We start from the raw sequence: 15033 nt of genomic DNA on the forward strand, positions 1-15033 counted from the left end.
TCGAAGATGCACCCACCACCCAGGGAGGAATACCAATGTTTTTTAGGAAAGTGGCTCTGTCCAGCGCCTTTGCCCTCATGGCAGGAAGCGCCTTTGCCTGTGAAATTGGCGCGCGCGTGAACATCATCGGCAACGAATTCCCGGCAATTCAGACCGTTGGCGCAGGCGCGGCGGAATGTACCGGTGCAGAGGTAAAGAGAAACCTGACTGCGGACCACAAGGACATCCACGTGGCCGGTATGCAGGGCAACCCGGCAGAGTACACCTCGGCGATCGTGGCGAACTCGACCCTGACCATCTTGATGAATGACGATCTGGTGCGTCCGCTGGATGAACTGGTCGCAAAGCATGGGCAAGGCTTGCAGAAGTCGCAGCTGATCACCGTCGACGGCAAAGTAATGGCTGTTGCCTTCATGGCAAATGCCCAGCACCTGATGTACCGCAAGGATGTTCTGGCCGATCTGGGCATCGAGCCGCCAAAAACCTATGAAGAGATGCTCCAGGCGGCCAAGATGATCCGCGAGAAGGGCGTCATGCAGAACCCGATCGGCGGCGCATATGCTGCGGGTTGGAACTTGGCGCAGGAATTCAACAACATGTTCATCGGTTATGGCGGCACCTTCTTTAAGGAAGGCACCGCAGAACCGAACATCAACTCGGAAGCTGGCGTGAACACGCTGAACATGATGAAGGCGCTGACCGAGTACATGAACCCCGATTTCCTGACTCATGACTCGAACGCGACCAATGCCGAATACCGTGCGGGCAACATCGCGCTTCTGAACATGTGGGGCTCGCGCGCCGCAACCCAGACCACTGCTGACGGTGTCACAGACGAGGTCAAGAACGGCCACGCCATCGCGGGTCCGATGACCGTGGGCGGCGGTTCGATCCCGGCGTCGACGCTGTGGTGGGATGGCTGGACCGTAGCCAAGAACATTTCGGACGAGGAAGCCGAGGCGACCTTCGTTGCTATGATGAACGGTATCCGTCCCGAGCTGATGCAGGATGCGGAAATCGCATCGCAAGCTGTCTGGCTGATCGAAGGCTATGAGCCGACCGAGGCAGCAATTGGTGTGTTCGACGCTGCAAAAGCTGGCACAGTGCCCTACCCGATGGTTCCCTATATGGGCCTGATGCATGGCGCGATCGGCAACGAACTGGCCGACTTCCTGCAAGGCAAGGAAAGCGCCGAGCAAGCGCTTGCCGACATCGAAGCAGCATATCGCGCTGCAGCCATGGAAAAAGGCTTCCTTAAGTAAGTCTTCCTCCCAACCGGAGAGGGGCAATCCTCTCCGGTTTTCATTCACTTAGTCTGGGTCCCAAGATGAAACATAGAACGTTCTTCTGGTTCTTCCTGCCGACGGGTCTTGCGATGTTTCTGTTCATCGCGCTGCCGATTGTTTCGGTGGTGACCCAGTCGGTCTTTGCCCCACATGAAGCGGTCTTAAAGACCGTTGAGAACTGCACCCCTCTGGTGGGCTGTACGACCGAAACCACCGTCGACCAAGAGGCCACCCGCGCCATCCGCGACGCGCAACCCCTTGGTCGTTTCGTCGGGCTGGATATCTATCTGGACCGCGGACACCTTGCGATTGCTGAACTGAACGAGGCATGGGACACCGCAGAGACCTGGGGTGACTTCTGGGACCGCCTGTTCAACCTGCCGCTTTATCGCGCGCTGGCATTTACCCTGACATTTACCTTCATCGTGACCCCGATGCTGATTGTGGTCGGCTTGATGATCGCGCTCGCCGTGAACTCGCTGCACCGCCACCTGAAGGGTCTGATGATCTTCTTCTCGCTTCTGCCGATGATCGTGACGCCGCTGATCGGCTCGCTGATCCTGTTCTGGATGGTCGACAGTCGCGGCATCATCGGTTCGGCGCTGGTGGCGCTGGCGGGGGATCCGAATTTCTCGCTCAAGGCATCGACCGGGCTGACCTGGGTGATGTTGATCGTCTACGGGATCTGGCACTCGGCCCCATTTGCCTTCGTGGTCTTCTATGCCGGGCTTCAGACCTTGCCCAAAGACCAGATCGAGGCCGCTCAGATTGACGGTGCAACCCGCTGGCAACAGATCAAATACGTGGTTGTTCCACACCTGATGCCGCTGGTGACCTTTGTGGCGCTGATCCAGCTGATGGACAACTTCCGGGTCTTCGAGCCTGTGGTCGGCTTCAACGCCTCGGCGCATGCCACATCACTGTCGTGGATCATCTTCAACGATCTCGGCGGCGAAACCCGACAGCTCTCGGCTGCTTCTGCAACCTCGGTTCTGACAATCATTGGCGTCGCAATCCTGCTGTCGCCCGTCCTGGTGCGCACTTGGCGTGATTTTAAGGGGAAGTAACATGGCCTCCAAAGCACAAAGACGCCCGCTGGGCCTGAGCATCATGATTTATGGCTTTGTTGGGCTGTGGTTCATCCTTGCCGCCTTCCCGTTCTTCTGGACGCTGTGGGGATCGTTCAAGGTCGAGCTCGACTTCTTCTCGATCGCAGACTGGACCAATGCCATCACGGGTGAGCGCACCAAGGCAACCTATGACAGCGCCTTCACCGGTGCCGCCTATCACGGCGCATGGGTGCAGGAAGAGTTCTGGCGCAATGTCATCAACACCTTCATGGTGTGCTTCTTCGTGGTCCTGACCTCGCTGACAATCGGCACGCTGGGTGGCTATGCTCTGTCGCGTTCTGGCTATCGCTATACCTTCTGGCTGCTCATCACCGCTCTGATCTTCCGCGCCATGCCGCCGATTACCTTGGTCGCCGGGTATCTGCTGCCCTTCTTTGAATGGAACGTTTGGGGCATTCTGCCGACCACGATCATCGTACTTGTGGCGATCAACCAGCCCTTCACGCTATGGATGCTGCATTCCTTCTTCCAGAACATCCCCAAGGAACTGGATGAAAGTGCCAAAGTGGATGGCTGTACCCAGTTTCAGGCCTTCCGCCATGTCATCGTGCCGGTCATGTGGCCGGGCGTGATCACCACCGGACTGTTCAGCTTCCTTCTGGCCTATAACGACTTCGCTGTTACCGCGATGCTGCTGTCGGAAAGCAACCGCACCATGGTGCCTGCCATCGCCGCTTTCCTTGGCACGACCTATACCGAAGGCAACGTGATGTTTGCTGTTGCGGCTGTTGTCTCGGCTACTGCGCCCCTGTTCGTCCTGGTGATGTTCTTCCAGCGCCAGATCGTTTCGGGTCTGACCGCCGGAGCCGTAAAGGGATGAGCGCATCCGCCCGTCATAACGCCATGGCGCGCCATCCGGCGTTGAACAGAATGCCACGGGATTTTCTGAGCGGGGTGCGCGTCACCCCCTCACGACCCCAATGCATTCTGAAAGGAGAGGCCCGATGAAAGGCTCCCGTCCCGAACAAGCCGTGCTGACGCGCGACACTGACATAAGCAAAACAGACGAAACCCGCCGGGTGATCGAAACCATGGTGGACGGTCTGAACGACCACCGCATCGACGACATTGGCGAGTTCTTTGCCCAAGGGTTCCGCTGGATGGGCAACCAAGGCTGCGGCACCAAGACGGGACTGCAAGAGTTCCAAGACAACTGGCAGCGCCCGTTCCAAGCCGCGTTTTCGGACAAAACCTGCATCGATGAGGCCCGCCTTTACATGGGCGAATGGGCCGCCGCCTTCGGGCGTCAGGAAGCTACCCATTCAGGGGAATTTATGGGCATCGCGCCCACCGGCAAGCGGGTCGAGATCCGCTATATGGATTTCTGGAAGGTCGTGGACGGCAAGATCGTCGACAACTGGGTGAACGTAGATTTCGCCCATGTCGCCGCACAGCTGGGCGTCGACCTTTTCAACGGCGAGGGCTGGGAAGCATTTGATCGCGGCGAAAAAGAAGCGCCGCGTCCCAAGAACCAAGGATAAGACCATGACCATCGAATACCTGAAACGTGGCAAACCCGAAGCAGACCGTGCCGAGGATGACGCCAAGACGGCGGCCGTTGTCGCCGCCACTCTGAAAGACATCGAGACGCGTGGCGACGCAGCAGTGCACGAACTGGCGGTCAAGTTCGACAGTTACGACCGTCCCAGCTATCGCCTATCTGAAGACGAGATCAAGGCCATCATCGACAAGGTCTCGGACCAAGACATGGCTGACATTCGCTTCGCCCAAGAGCAGGTGACGAACTTCGCCCAAGCGCAGCGCGACAGCATGCTGGATATCGAGGTTGAAACCTTGCCCGGCGTGATCCTTGGACACAAGAATATCCCGGTGCAATCGGTGGGTTGCTATGTGCCCGGCGGCAAGTTCCCGATGGTGGCCTCGGCGCATATGTCAGTCGCCACGGCAAAGGTGGCCGGCGTGCCGCGCATCATCGCCTGCACGCCGCCCTTCAACGGCGAACCAAACCCCGCAGTGATCGCCGCCATGCATCTGGGTGGCGCGGACGAGATCTACGTTCTGGGCGGCATCCAAGCGGTGGGTGCGATGGCCATTGGTACGGAAAGCATTGCGCCCGTGCACCTGCTGGTCGGCCCCGGCAACGCCTTCGTGGCCGAAGCCAAGCGTCAGCTCTTTGGCCGCGTTGGCATCGATCTGTTCGCGGGCCCGACTGAAACCATGGTGATTGCGGACGACACCGTGGACGCCGAACTGTGCGCCACTGATCTCCTCGGTCAGGCAGAGCACGGATATAACTCTCCTGCTGTGCTTGTCACCAACTCTCGGAGCCTGGCCGAGGAGACCCTGTCCGAGATCGACCGCATCCTAGACATCCTGCCCACCGCTGGCACTGCACGTGTCAGCTGGGAGGAGTATGGCGAGGTGATCCTGTGCGATACCTATGATGAGATGCTGGCCGTGGCAGACGATATCGCATCCGAGCACGTGCAGGTGATGACCGATCGTGATGACTGGTTCCTTGAAAACATGACCTGCTATGGAGCGCTGTTTCTTGGCCCGCGCACCAATGTCGCCAATGGCGACAAAGTGATCGGCACCAACCACACGCTGCCGACCAAGAAGGCCGGGCGCTATACCGGCGGTCTTTGGGTGGGCAAGTTCTTGAAAACGCACAGCTATCAGAAAGTCACCACCGACGAGGCGGCAACGCTGATCGGCGAATACGGCTCGCGTCTGTGCATGCTGGAAGGCTTTGTTGGGCATGCCGAACAGTGCAATCTGCGGGTGCGTCGCTATGGCGGGATCAACATCCCCTATGGCGAAGGGGCACCCTATCGCGACGCCGCAGAGTGAGATGAAGACGGGGGATGAGGGGCACTGCCCCGCGCTCCCCAAGGTATTTTGAACAAGAGGAAAGATGGACCGTCATAGCCGCCACAAGCAGTTGATTGCGCCCCTGCGTGCGGCGATGCGGGATTTCTCTGGGCAGCCGGTGCGGGAGGCTCTCGAAGGGCTTCTGGCCGAGGATGCCGAGATCCGTTTGTGTCATCCCATTGGCACGATGCGCGGGGCAGGCGAAGTCTATAAAACCGCCTATGCGCCGCTCCTATCTGCGATGCCCGATTTGGAACGGCGCGACTGGATCGTCATGGCGGGCGTGGATGGCCACGGCTGCGATTGGGTCGGGTGCGCTGGGCATTATCTTGGCACCTTCACCGCGCCTTGGCTGGACATTCCACCGACTGGTCATCTGGCACATATGCGCTTTCACGAGTTCTACCGCTTCAACGGCGACAAGGTTGTCGAGGTGCAGGCGATCTGGGACATCCCGGAACTGATGATGCAGGCTGGGGCATGGCCCATGGCTCCGTCGCTCGGGCGTGAGATTTTTGTTCCCGGACCTGCAACGCAAGACGGTTGTGTGGCGGATCCGTGGGATGCCGCGCGGGCCCAGGCGTCCTGCGACCATATCGTCGATATGCTGTCCCATCTTGTCCGGCACCCCGCGCAAGGTGGGCCCGAGGTGATGGAAATGGAGCGCTTCTGGCATCCACGGTTCAACTGGTACGGCCCTGCCGGGATCGGCACCGCGCGCGGCTTCGAAGGCTTTCGCAACTGGCATCAAATCCCGTTTTTGGCCGCCATGCCCGATCGCGGCGCCCACGACGACGCGTTGACCTTCCACTTCTTCGGGGATGGCGACTATGCCGCTGTTACGGGCTGGCCCAACATGAAACAAACAATCAGCGGCGATGGCTGGTTGGGGATCGCGCCCGCTGGGCAAGAGATCACGCTGCGCTCACTGGACTTCTGGCGCATGGAAAACGGGTTGATCCGTGAGAACTGGGTGCTGGTCGATCTGCTGGACATTTTCGACCAGTTGGGTGTGGATGTGCTGGCACGTATGCGCATGTTCAACAAGGCCCGACCAACGGGCAGAATTACTAAGACCGGAGACCGCCCATGACCCTGCCCAATACCCCTTCTTTCCGACTGGACGGAAAACGCGCATTGGTCGCCGGGGCCAGTTCGGGTATTGGTCTGGCCTGCGCTGTGGCTGTGGCCGAGGCTGGGGCTGAGGTCACGGTCGCGGCCCGTCGTGCCGAGGCGCTGGAGGATCTGGTCTCGCAGTTGAAGGATGCAGGGTTCTCGGCGCGGGCGCTGGCCATGGATGTCGCAGACGTCTCGGCCACGCAGGCTGCGGTGGCAGAGCACGGTCCATTTGATGTGCTGGTGAACTCTGCCGGGTTGGCGCGCCACTCCGCTGCCGAAGACACCATGGAAGATGATTTCGATGCCGTCGCGGGTCTGAACATCAAAGGGGCCTATTTCCTGACGCAAGCCGTGGCCAAAGGGCTGATTGAAGCAGATAAACCCGGATCGCTGATCAACATCTCAAGTCAGATGGCCAAGGTTGGCGGTCTGGACCGCGCTGTCTATTCCGCCACCAAACACGCGGTGGAAGGCTTCACCAAGTCTATGGCGATTGAGTGGGGCAAGAAGGGCATCCGGATCAACACGATCTGCCCGACCTTCATCGTGACCCCGCTGACTCAGTCGACCTTTGATCGCCCCGAGCGTCGTGCCTGGATCGAGGACAAGATCAAGCTTGGCCGCATTGGTCAGGTCGAGGACATTATGGGCGGGGTGGTCTTTCTGGCGTCCGAGGCGTCTAGCCTGATTACCGGAACCGCCTTGATGATCGATGGGGGGTGGACGGCAGAATGAAGCTCAAGGTCACATCCGCCGAAGTTGCCGAACGCGCTGGCGTCAGCCAGTCTGCGGTCAGCCGCGTCTATACACCCGGAGCGTCTGCGTCGAAGAAAACGATCGAGAAGGTACGCAAAGCTGCGGCTGAACTGGGCTATCGCCCCAATGTTCTTGCGCGCGCCATGGTGTCAGGTCGGTCGCGCATCATCGGGCTGGTGGTGGCCTATCTGGAAAACCAGTTCTACCCGATCGTGCTCGAGAAGCTGTCCAATGCGCTTCAGGAACAGGGCTATCACATCCTGATTTTCACGGCGCCAAACTCGACAGACGGGATCGACGGCGTGATTCAAGATCTGATGGACTACCAAGTGGATGGGATCGTGGCGGCGTCAGTCTCGTTGTCGTCGGACCTGGCGGAACGCGCTACACAAGCTGGCATCCCGGTGGTTCTGTTCAACAGGGGCCAAGACAACAGCCCCTTTGTCGAGGTGACATCGGATAACATAGCGGGTGGGCGACAGGTGGCAGAATTCCTGCTCGAGGCAGGTCACGAACGGATCGCGCATATCTCGGGCTGGCAAGGCAGTTCGACCGGACGTGAACGGCAGCAAGGCTTCAATGCCGCCCTTGCCGAGGCAGGGGCCGCGTCGGTGGCCACGCTGGATGGAATGTATAATCGCGATGTGGCGATGGAGTGCACCGAGACCCTGCTGCGCGATCACACCCCGGACGCCATTTTCGTCGGCAATGACCATATGGCCTTCGCGGTCATTGACCGGCTGCGTGCCCATGGCGTGGTGGTCGGCCAAGACATCTCAGTCATCGGTTATGACGATGTGCCGATGGCGTCGTGGGGGGCCTATGACCTGACCACGATCCGCCAGCCCGTGAACCGGATGGTGGATGCCACGGTCTCGGCTTTGATGCAGCATATCGAAAACCCAAACGCCGCAGAACCGCGCCGCGAGGCCATCGAAGGGCCGTTGATCGTGCGCGGTTCTGCCCGCAAGCCCAAAGGATGGACCAATGAAGGGATTTGACCCCAAGTTCCGCGATTTTCCTGATTACATTATCGGGATCACCAAAGAGATTTGGGAAGATCGCGGGCTGGCCACGCTGCATGACTATTACGCGCCCAAAATCGTGGTGCGCAGCCCCGGCAGTGTGGTGATCGGCAATGAAAGCGTGATTGGCGCCACCATGGCGACCCTTGCTGAATTTCCCGACCGCGAGCTGCTGGGCGAGGATGTGATCTGGTCCGGCACACCCGAGGATGGGATGCTGTCCTCGCACCGGATTCTGACCACGGCGACCCATCTGGGGGATGGCGTCTACGGGGCCGCTACGGGCAAACGTTTGGCCTATCGCGTGATTGCCGATTGCCACGCCAAGAACAACGCCATCGACGACGAATGGCTGATCCGCGACCAAGGCGCGATTGTGCGGCAGATGGGTTGGGATGTTGTGGACTATGCCCGCGATCTGATTACCCGCGAAGGCGGACCCGAGGCCTGTGTCAAACCCTTCACGCCCGAGATCGACCAAACCGGCCCCTATAGAGGGCACGGCAATGACAATGAATGGGGAAGTCGCCACGCCGGCATTCTGACCCGTATCATGAACGCCGACATCACCGTGATCAAAGCGGAATACGACCGCGCGGTGCAGGCTGAATTTGCGGGCGGTGTGACCGGCCACGGCTGGGATCCCGTCGAACGGTTCTGGATGGGTCTGCGCGCCTCCTTCCCGTCGGCAAAGTTCAAAATCCACCATCAGATTGGCCGCGACGACGCGCATATGCCGCCCCGCTCCGCCATTAGGTGGAGCCTGACAGGGACACATGACGGCTGGGGCGCGTTCGGGCGTCCAACAGGCGCGCAGGTCCATGTGATGGGTGCCAGTCATGCCGAGTTCGGCGCGGTTCTACCCGGTCAGGTCAAACTGCGTCGCGAATGGACCCTGTTCGACGAAACCTCGGTCTGGAAACAGATCTTGCTGCACACGGGTGATCTCTGAATGGCGAGCCGGATTTCATATCTGGATGCCAGTCAGGCGACCCGCAGGTTCCACTGCTTTCGGGCAGCCTTGCGGGCGAAGCGGCTGAACAATCGCCCGCCCGGGGCTGAGATGTGACCCCACAATCTCAGCACATGAAAGGAACAAAGATATGAGTACCATCCAATCCCGCATCGTCCGCTATGGCGAACTGCAGCCCTGTAAAACCGCCTTCATCGACGCCCACACGCCGGGCTCGGACCAGAAGGAAAACTTCACCATCATTGGCGGCGGCGTGTCGGAAAGCCCCGACCAGCATGTCCACATCACGGACAAGATTGGCTTCAACATTGGCGCGGCAGGACAGCCCCCGAAATGCCGCAACAGCCTGCACAGCCACACCACCGCCGAGGTGTTCTTCGTGGCCAAAGGCCGCTGGCGCTTTTTCTGGGGCCTGCACGGCAAAGCAGGTGAATTCATCGCCGAGGAAGGCGACATTTTCAACATACCCACCGGCATCTTCCGTGGGTTCGAGAACGTTGGCGATGACTACGGCATGATCATGTCGATCCTTGGCGGCGATGATGCGGGCGGTGGTGTGACCTGGGCCCCGCATGTCATCCAAGACGCCGAAACGCATGGCTTGATGCTGGGCGAAAACGGCGTGCTCTATGACAGCAAGAAGGGCGAGGAACTGCCCCACAACGTGGCCCCGATGCCGCTGCTGACTGACGAGCAACTGAAGGACTATCCCGAGGTGCCGGTGGATGCAGTGATCGGCCACTATGTCGCTCGTTATTGGGATCTGGCAGCCCTAGCGGCCAAAGGGCCTGCGAAGGTCATCGGCGAAGATGCCGTCATCAAAGACAAGCCGGGGTTCGAGGTCGAGTTCCTCGCCCGTGGCTCGGCTCAGAACGATGCGGTCACCGCGGATAAACCGGTGGTCCTGATGCCCGCACGCGGCCATTGGCGCGTGTCGGTGAATGATGTGACCACCACGGTATCCGGCGGCGACACCGTTCTGGTTTTGCCCGGTGAAAGCTATTCGGCAGCACCATCCATGACCGGTGAGGCGGGACTGTACCGCATCACCGCCACGGATGATCCGGCGGGTGCCACGTGGACCGGAAACTGATCTGAAACCAACGGGAAGGAGCCCACAATGACGCATATCAAAACCACCCATGTGGGCTCCCTCCCACGCTCGCAGAACGTGGTCGATTTCATATTCGCCCGCGAAAACGAGCAGCCTTTCGATCAAGCCGAGTTTGACGCCTGCATGACCGCCGCGGTATCCGAGACCGTGCGTAAACAGGTTGAGGCCGGGGTCGACATCGTGTCCGATGGAGAGACCTCGAAAATCTCCTACGCGACCTATGTGAAGGATCGTTATACCGGCTTTGCAGGCGATAGCCCGCGCAACGCGCCTGCCGATCTGAAGATGTTCCCCGGCTTTCTGAAGCGCCTTGCCGATGATGGTGGCACGCCAAAATATGCCCGCCCCATGTGTGTGGGCGAGGTGGTGTCGAAGGGGCAGGGAGAGCTTGAAAAAGACATCGCCAATCTGAAGGCTGCGATGGCCGAACATGGTGCCGAGCGGGGCTTCATGAACGCCGCCTCGCCCGGCGTGATTTCCCTGTTTCTGCAGAACGACTATTACAAGAGTCGCGAGGCCTATCTGGCTGCACTGGCCGACGCAATGAAGACGGAATACGAGACCATCGTTGCCTCGGGTCTGGACTTGCAACTGGACTGCCCCGATCTGGCCCTGTCGCGCCATATGCTGTTCACGGACCTGTCGGATGACGAGTTCATCAAGGTCGCGAACATGCATGTCGAGGCGCTGAACCATGCGCTGTCCGACGTGCCCGCCGACAAGGTGCGCGTGCATATTTGCTGGGGCAATTACGAAGGCCCGCATTGCTGCGACATACCCATGTCCAAGATGTTCGACACGCTGATGGCGACCAAGTCGCGCTACGTGCTGTTTGAAACCTCGAACCCGCGCCACGGCCACGAATGGACGACCTTCCGCGATCGTAAGGCGGATATCCCGGACAATAAGGTGCTGGTGCCCGGCGTGGTCGATACGACAACCAACTTCGTGGAACATCCCGAGCTGGTTGCTGAACGCATCACCCGCTTTGTCGACATCGTGGGTGCAGACCGTGTGATTGCCGGCTCGGATTGCGGCTTTGGCACGTTTGCGGGGTTCGGCGCGGTTGACCCCGACATTGCCTACGCCAAGCTGAAATCACTGTCCGATGGGGCGGCTTTGGTCAAATGACGCCTCTGATCCTGCTGCCCGGGATGATGTGCGACGCGCGCCTGTTTGGGCCGCAGATCGACGCGCTGTCCGGGCCCACTCCCCTTGTGATCATGCCGATGGGCGCGCATGACAGCATGTCCGCGCTGGCCAGGAGCGTGCTGCGCAACGCGCCGCCGCGCTTTGCGGTGGCGGGTCTGTCGATGGGCGGCATTCTGGCGATGGAGGTTCTGCGCCAAGACCCTAACCGCGTTGCCGGGATGGCCCTTATGGACACCAACCCCTTGGCTGAAAAGGAAGAGGTCAAAGCCCGCCGCGCGCCACAGATTGCCGCCGCCAAGAACGGTGAGCTACGCCGGGTCATGCGAGATGAAATGAAGCCGAACTATCTGACCGACGGCCCTAATCGCGGGGCCATACTGGACCTGTGCATGGCGATGGCAATGGATCTGGGCCCAGAGGTGTTCGTAAACCAGTCCAAGGCCCTGCGCGACCGCCCGGACCAGACGGATACGCTGCGCGCCTTCACTGGACCGACGCTTGTGCTGTGTGGGCGGGATGACGCGCTGTGCCCTGTCTCGCGCCATGAACTGATGCATGACCTCATGCCCCACAGCACGCTTGAAATCATCGAAGACGCGGGCCATTTGCCCACGTTGGAACAACCTGAACAAACCACGGCGGCCCTGTCCCGCTGGTTGGAGGCCCTATGACCCCATCCCTTCTTGCCCTTCTGCAAAAAGTCGACACGCCCACCATTTGCAACGCCATCGAAGTGGCCCAAGGCAAACGCGGCTTCAGCGCCTTCACCCGTGGCACCATGCTGTGCTCGGACCCGGATGGCGGGGCGATGGTGGGCTATGCCCGCACTGCGAAAATCGCCGCCGTGAACCCGCCTGAAGAAGACCCCGCCGTGATCAAAGAGCGGCGCATGAACTACTATCGCCACATGTCAGAAGGTCCGCGCCCGGCGGTTACAGTGGTCGAGGACTTGGACTATCCCCACGCCATCGGCGCCTATTGGGGCGAGATCAACACGACTGTCCACAAAGGCTTCGGCATATCGGGCGCGCTGACCAACGGCGTGATGCGCGACCTTGGCGATCTGCCCGAAGGCTTCCCTGTGGTGGCAGGATCAATCGGCCCGAGCCACGGCTTCGTTCATGTGAAAGAGATCGGCACCGAGGTCGAGATTTTCGGCATGACAGTGCGCGACGGCGATCTGGTGCATGCCGACCGACATGGTGCCTTGGTCATCCCACCCGAGGTAGTGCCAATGCTCGAAGACGCGATCCACAAACTGCTCGATACCGAAAAGCTGGTTCTGGATCCCGCCCGTGCCGACGGGTTTGACTTCGACATGTTCGAGAAAGCTTGGGCAGCGTTCGAGACCTCACGGACCTGAAGCCAAGTTAGGCAAGTCAGACAATCCTGAAGCCGGCTTTCACCGCAATCGTTGCGAAGGAGGGGAATGGGCCATTACCGCCCCTCCATTGCGGCTTCTCTGTTCAATTTCCATTCCGAGCGCAATAACGCTCTCCCTCCCGGTCCTCGGGAGGGTGGGTAAAGAGAACTCTCCGGTGTGGGAGCGCAAATCTGTGCGATCTTTCCCGCACCGCGTCCAATTTCCAAAGCCCGTTCTATGGCGGTTTGGCGCGCGGCTTGTGCCGCACGCTGAGCCGGATCAGGCGCGCGCATGACACCCTCGAGTTTAAGCCAGCGGTGAAACAGAGCGTCGCTTCGATCACGACCACAACCCGAAAGCGCAAGCTCCTTAACAATAGTCAAGCAGCTTGCGCGGGGACTCGCCTATCAAAAAACTCGGATAACTGAGCTGGAGGCCGATATGCGAGAAGTCATGACTAAGACCATGGCACGTAACGTGTTCTATGGCGGCTCGCTGTTCTTCATTGTGGTCTTTTTGATTTTGTCGGCACATTCGGTTCGCTACGTCGTGAACCAGTCGACAGCAAATGCCCCACTGACGGACAGTGTCGCCCGTGGCAAACATGTGTGGGAAAAACACGCCTGCATTAACTGCCACACACTTATGGGGGAAGGTGCCTACTTTGCCCCGGAACTTCAAAACGTGATGACCCGGTGGGGTGTGCAAGACGAACCTGAAGACGCCTTTGAGGTGTTGAAAGGTTGGATGGAAGCGCAGCCGACCGGCATCGAAGGGCGTCGTCAGATGCCACAATTCAACCTGAGCGACGAAGAGATTCGTGATCTGGCGGAGTTCTTCCGCTGGGTGAACACCATCGACGCCCAAGGTTGGCCGCCCAACGAGGCGGGCTAAGGCCGGACGAGGAGACAAGACATGAAATACCAAACACAAAAAATTGCCTATTGGTACTTCCTGGCAGCCATGGTGTTGTTCGCCGTGCAGGTGTCAGGTGGCCTTTTGGCAGGTTGGATCTATGTCAGCCCGAACTTCCTGTCCGAGCTGCTGCCGTTCAACATCATCCGCATGCTGCACACCAACTCTTTGGTCGTGTGGTTGCTTCTGGGGTTCTTTGGTGCGGCCTACTTCCTTGTACCGGAAGAAGCTGAACGCGAGATCCATTCACCCAAGCTGGCCTATCTGCAGCTGATCATCCTGCTGCTGGGAACCGCGGGCGTGGTCGTGACCTATGTGTTCGACCTGTTCCAAGGCAACTGGCTGCTGGGCAAGGAAGGCCGCGAGTTCATCGAACAGCCGGTCTGGGTGAAAGTGGGCATCGTCGTTGCCGCTTTGATGTTCCTTTACAACATCTCGATGACGGTTCTGAAGGGTCGTAAAACCGCGATCACGAACGTGCTGCTTCTGGGCCTCTGGGGTCTGGCACTGCTGTTCCTGTTTGCCTTCTACAACCCCGCAAACCTGGCGCTGGACAAAATGTTCTGGTGGTACATCGTCCACCTGTGGGTGGAAGGTACCTGGGAATTGGTGATGGCCTCGATCCTGGCCTACCTGCTTCTGAAACTGACCGGTGTGGACCGTGAGGTCATTGAAAAATGGCTCTATATCATCGTCGCCACCGCGCTGTTCTCGGGCATTCTGGGTACAGGTCACCACTACTACTGGATCGGTCTGCCCGGCTACTGGCAGTGGATCGGTTCGATCTTCTCATCGCTTGAGGTGATCCCCTTCTTCGCCATGATGAGCTTCAGCTTTGTCATGGTGTGGAAAGGCAAACGCGACCACCCGAACAAAGCGGCCTTGCTTTGGGCATTGGGTGCCGCAACTGTCGCCTTCTTTGGCGCAGGTGTCTGGGGCTTCCTGCACACGCTGCACGGTGTGAACTATTACACCCACGGCACGCAGATCACGGCCGCTCACGGTCACCTTGCCTTCTTCGGCGCTTATGTGTCGGTGAACCTGGCGATCTTCACCTATGCCTTCCCGATCCTGACCGGTCGCGACCCCTATAACCAGGTCCTCAACATGGTCAGTTTCTGGCTGATGACCGGTGGTATGGCGTTCATGACCTTTGTCCTGACCTTTGCAGGCACCGTGCAAACGCACCTGCAGCGCGTCATGGGTGAGAACTTCATGGACATTCAGGAAGGTCTGAACATTTTCTACCTGATGCGCTGGGGCTCTGGCCTGTGCGTCGTCATCGGTGCGATCCTGTTCATTTACGCCCAACTTGCGCCGCGCAAAGAGATCATCACGCGTAGTGCTGAAAGCGAAGGTGCCTGA

General features: G+C 59.4%; 15 protein-coding genes. All 15 read left to right on the forward strand.

Features of this window, described 5'->3' with window-relative positions:
• Positions 1-35 precede the first annotated feature (35 nt).
• The 15 genes from ACRY08_RS03385 (at position 36) to ACRY08_RS03455 (ending at position 15033) form a co-directional block, all read left to right on the forward strand.
• Positions 36-1262, forward strand: a complete 1227-nt coding sequence (locus ACRY08_RS03385) for an ABC transporter substrate-binding protein (protein WP_432448435.1) — start codon at positions 36-38, stop codon at positions 1260-1262.
• A gap of 65 nt (positions 1263-1327) precedes the next feature.
• Positions 1328-2353 (forward strand): carbohydrate ABC transporter permease, encoded by a 1026-nt coding sequence (locus tag ACRY08_RS03390; RefSeq protein ID WP_432448436.1) that lies wholly within the window; start codon positions 1328-1330, stop codon positions 2351-2353.
• Position 2354: 1 nt separating this feature from the next.
• The gene (locus tag ACRY08_RS03395) at positions 2355-3236 is read left to right on the forward strand and encodes a carbohydrate ABC transporter permease (RefSeq protein WP_432448437.1); all 882 of its coding nucleotides are present in this window, start codon (positions 2355-2357) and stop codon (positions 3234-3236) included.
• 124 nt (positions 3237-3360) lie between these two features.
• Positions 3361-3897 (forward strand): ester cyclase, encoded by a 537-nt coding sequence (locus ACRY08_RS03400; RefSeq protein ID WP_432448438.1) that lies wholly within the window; start codon positions 3361-3363, stop codon positions 3895-3897.
• Positions 3898-3901: 4 nt separating this feature from the next.
• On the forward strand, positions 3902-5230 hold the full coding sequence (gene hisD, locus ACRY08_RS03405; RefSeq protein ID WP_432448439.1) for a histidinol dehydrogenase: 1329 nt from the start codon (positions 3902-3904) through the stop codon (positions 5228-5230).
• A gap of 64 nt (positions 5231-5294) precedes the next feature.
• Positions 5295-6344 (forward strand): ester cyclase, encoded by a 1050-nt coding sequence (locus ACRY08_RS03410; protein WP_432448441.1) that lies wholly within the window; start codon positions 5295-5297, stop codon positions 6342-6344.
• Complete coding sequence (locus ACRY08_RS03415) at positions 6341-7105, forward strand: SDR family NAD(P)-dependent oxidoreductase (RefSeq protein ID WP_432448442.1); 765 nt, start codon at positions 6341-6343, stop codon at positions 7103-7105. The genes ACRY08_RS03410 and ACRY08_RS03415 overlap by 4 nt, the downstream gene beginning before the upstream one ends.
• Positions 7102-8127 carry a LacI family DNA-binding transcriptional regulator gene (locus tag ACRY08_RS03420; RefSeq protein ID WP_432448443.1) on the forward strand — a complete coding sequence of 342 codons (1026 nt, stop codon included), beginning with the start codon at positions 7102-7104 and terminating at the stop codon, positions 8125-8127. The genes ACRY08_RS03415 and ACRY08_RS03420 overlap by 4 nt, the downstream gene beginning before the upstream one ends.
• Positions 8114-9103 carry an ester cyclase gene (locus tag ACRY08_RS03425; RefSeq protein WP_432448444.1) on the forward strand — a complete coding sequence of 330 codons (990 nt, stop codon included), beginning with the start codon at positions 8114-8116 and terminating at the stop codon, positions 9101-9103. Before ACRY08_RS03420 ends, ACRY08_RS03425 begins: the two co-directional genes overlap by 14 nt.
• Positions 9104-9254: 151 nt before the next feature.
• Positions 9255-10217 carry a cupin domain-containing protein gene (locus tag ACRY08_RS03430; RefSeq protein ID WP_432448445.1) on the forward strand — a complete coding sequence of 321 codons (963 nt, stop codon included), beginning with the start codon at positions 9255-9257 and terminating at the stop codon, positions 10215-10217.
• 27 nt (positions 10218-10244) lie between these two features.
• The gene (locus ACRY08_RS03435; protein ID WP_432448446.1) at positions 10245-11369 is read left to right on the forward strand and encodes a cobalamin-independent methionine synthase II family protein; all 1125 of its coding nucleotides are present in this window, start codon (positions 10245-10247) and stop codon (positions 11367-11369) included.
• The gene (locus ACRY08_RS03440) at positions 11366-12061 is read left to right on the forward strand and encodes an alpha/beta fold hydrolase (RefSeq protein WP_432448447.1); all 696 of its coding nucleotides are present in this window, start codon (positions 11366-11368) and stop codon (positions 12059-12061) included. The genes ACRY08_RS03435 and ACRY08_RS03440 overlap by 4 nt, the downstream gene beginning before the upstream one ends.
• Positions 12058-12753 (forward strand): RraA family protein, encoded by a 696-nt coding sequence (locus ACRY08_RS03445; RefSeq protein ID WP_432448448.1) that lies wholly within the window; start codon positions 12058-12060, stop codon positions 12751-12753. Before ACRY08_RS03440 ends, ACRY08_RS03445 begins: the two co-directional genes overlap by 4 nt.
• A gap of 441 nt (positions 12754-13194) precedes the next feature.
• Positions 13195-13647, forward strand: coding sequence for a c-type cytochrome (locus ACRY08_RS03450; RefSeq protein ID WP_432448449.1), 453 nt, complete (start codon positions 13195-13197; stop codon positions 13645-13647).
• Positions 13648-13668: 21 nt separating this feature from the next.
• Complete coding sequence (locus ACRY08_RS03455) at positions 13669-15033, forward strand: cbb3-type cytochrome c oxidase subunit I (protein WP_432448450.1); 1365 nt, start codon at positions 13669-13671, stop codon at positions 15031-15033.

The organism is Aliiroseovarius marinus (assembly GCF_050881025.1).
GTDB classification, from domain to species: domain Bacteria; phylum Pseudomonadota; class Alphaproteobacteria; order Rhodobacterales; family Rhodobacteraceae; genus Aliiroseovarius; species Aliiroseovarius marinus_A.

Excerpts from the sequence above, each read along its gene's own strand:
- ACRY08_RS03385 (WP_432448435.1), top strand. The coding sequence starts at position 36 with ATGTTTTTTAGGAAAGTGGCTCTGTCCAGCGCCTTTGCCCTCATGGCA.
- ACRY08_RS03390 (WP_432448436.1), top strand. The coding sequence starts at position 1,328 with ATGAAACATAGAACGTTCTTCTGGTTCTTCCTGCCGACGGGTCTTGCG.
- ACRY08_RS03395 (WP_432448437.1), top strand. The coding sequence starts at position 2,355 with ATGGCCTCCAAAGCACAAAGACGCCCGCTGGGCCTGAGCATCATGATT.
- ACRY08_RS03400 (WP_432448438.1), top strand. The coding sequence starts at position 3,361 with ATGAAAGGCTCCCGTCCCGAACAAGCCGTGCTGACGCGCGACACTGAC.
- hisD (WP_432448439.1), top strand. The coding sequence starts at position 3,902 with ATGACCATCGAATACCTGAAACGTGGCAAACCCGAAGCAGACCGTGCC.
- ACRY08_RS03410 (WP_432448441.1), top strand. The coding sequence starts at position 5,295 with ATGGACCGTCATAGCCGCCACAAGCAGTTGATTGCGCCCCTGCGTGCG.
- ACRY08_RS03415 (WP_432448442.1), top strand. The coding sequence starts at position 6,341 with ATGACCCTGCCCAATACCCCTTCTTTCCGACTGGACGGAAAACGCGCA.
- ACRY08_RS03420 (WP_432448443.1), top strand. The coding sequence starts at position 7,102 with ATGAAGCTCAAGGTCACATCCGCCGAAGTTGCCGAACGCGCTGGCGTC.
- ACRY08_RS03425 (WP_432448444.1), top strand. The coding sequence starts at position 8,114 with ATGAAGGGATTTGACCCCAAGTTCCGCGATTTTCCTGATTACATTATC.
- ACRY08_RS03430 (WP_432448445.1), top strand. The coding sequence starts at position 9,255 with ATGAGTACCATCCAATCCCGCATCGTCCGCTATGGCGAACTGCAGCCC.
- ACRY08_RS03435 (WP_432448446.1), top strand. The coding sequence starts at position 10,245 with ATGACGCATATCAAAACCACCCATGTGGGCTCCCTCCCACGCTCGCAG.
- ACRY08_RS03440 (WP_432448447.1), top strand. The coding sequence starts at position 11,366 with ATGACGCCTCTGATCCTGCTGCCCGGGATGATGTGCGACGCGCGCCTG.
- ACRY08_RS03445 (WP_432448448.1), top strand. The coding sequence starts at position 12,058 with ATGACCCCATCCCTTCTTGCCCTTCTGCAAAAAGTCGACACGCCCACC.
- ACRY08_RS03450 (WP_432448449.1), top strand. The coding sequence starts at position 13,195 with ATGCGAGAAGTCATGACTAAGACCATGGCACGTAACGTGTTCTATGGC.
- ACRY08_RS03455 (WP_432448450.1), top strand. The coding sequence starts at position 13,669 with ATGAAATACCAAACACAAAAAATTGCCTATTGGTACTTCCTGGCAGCC.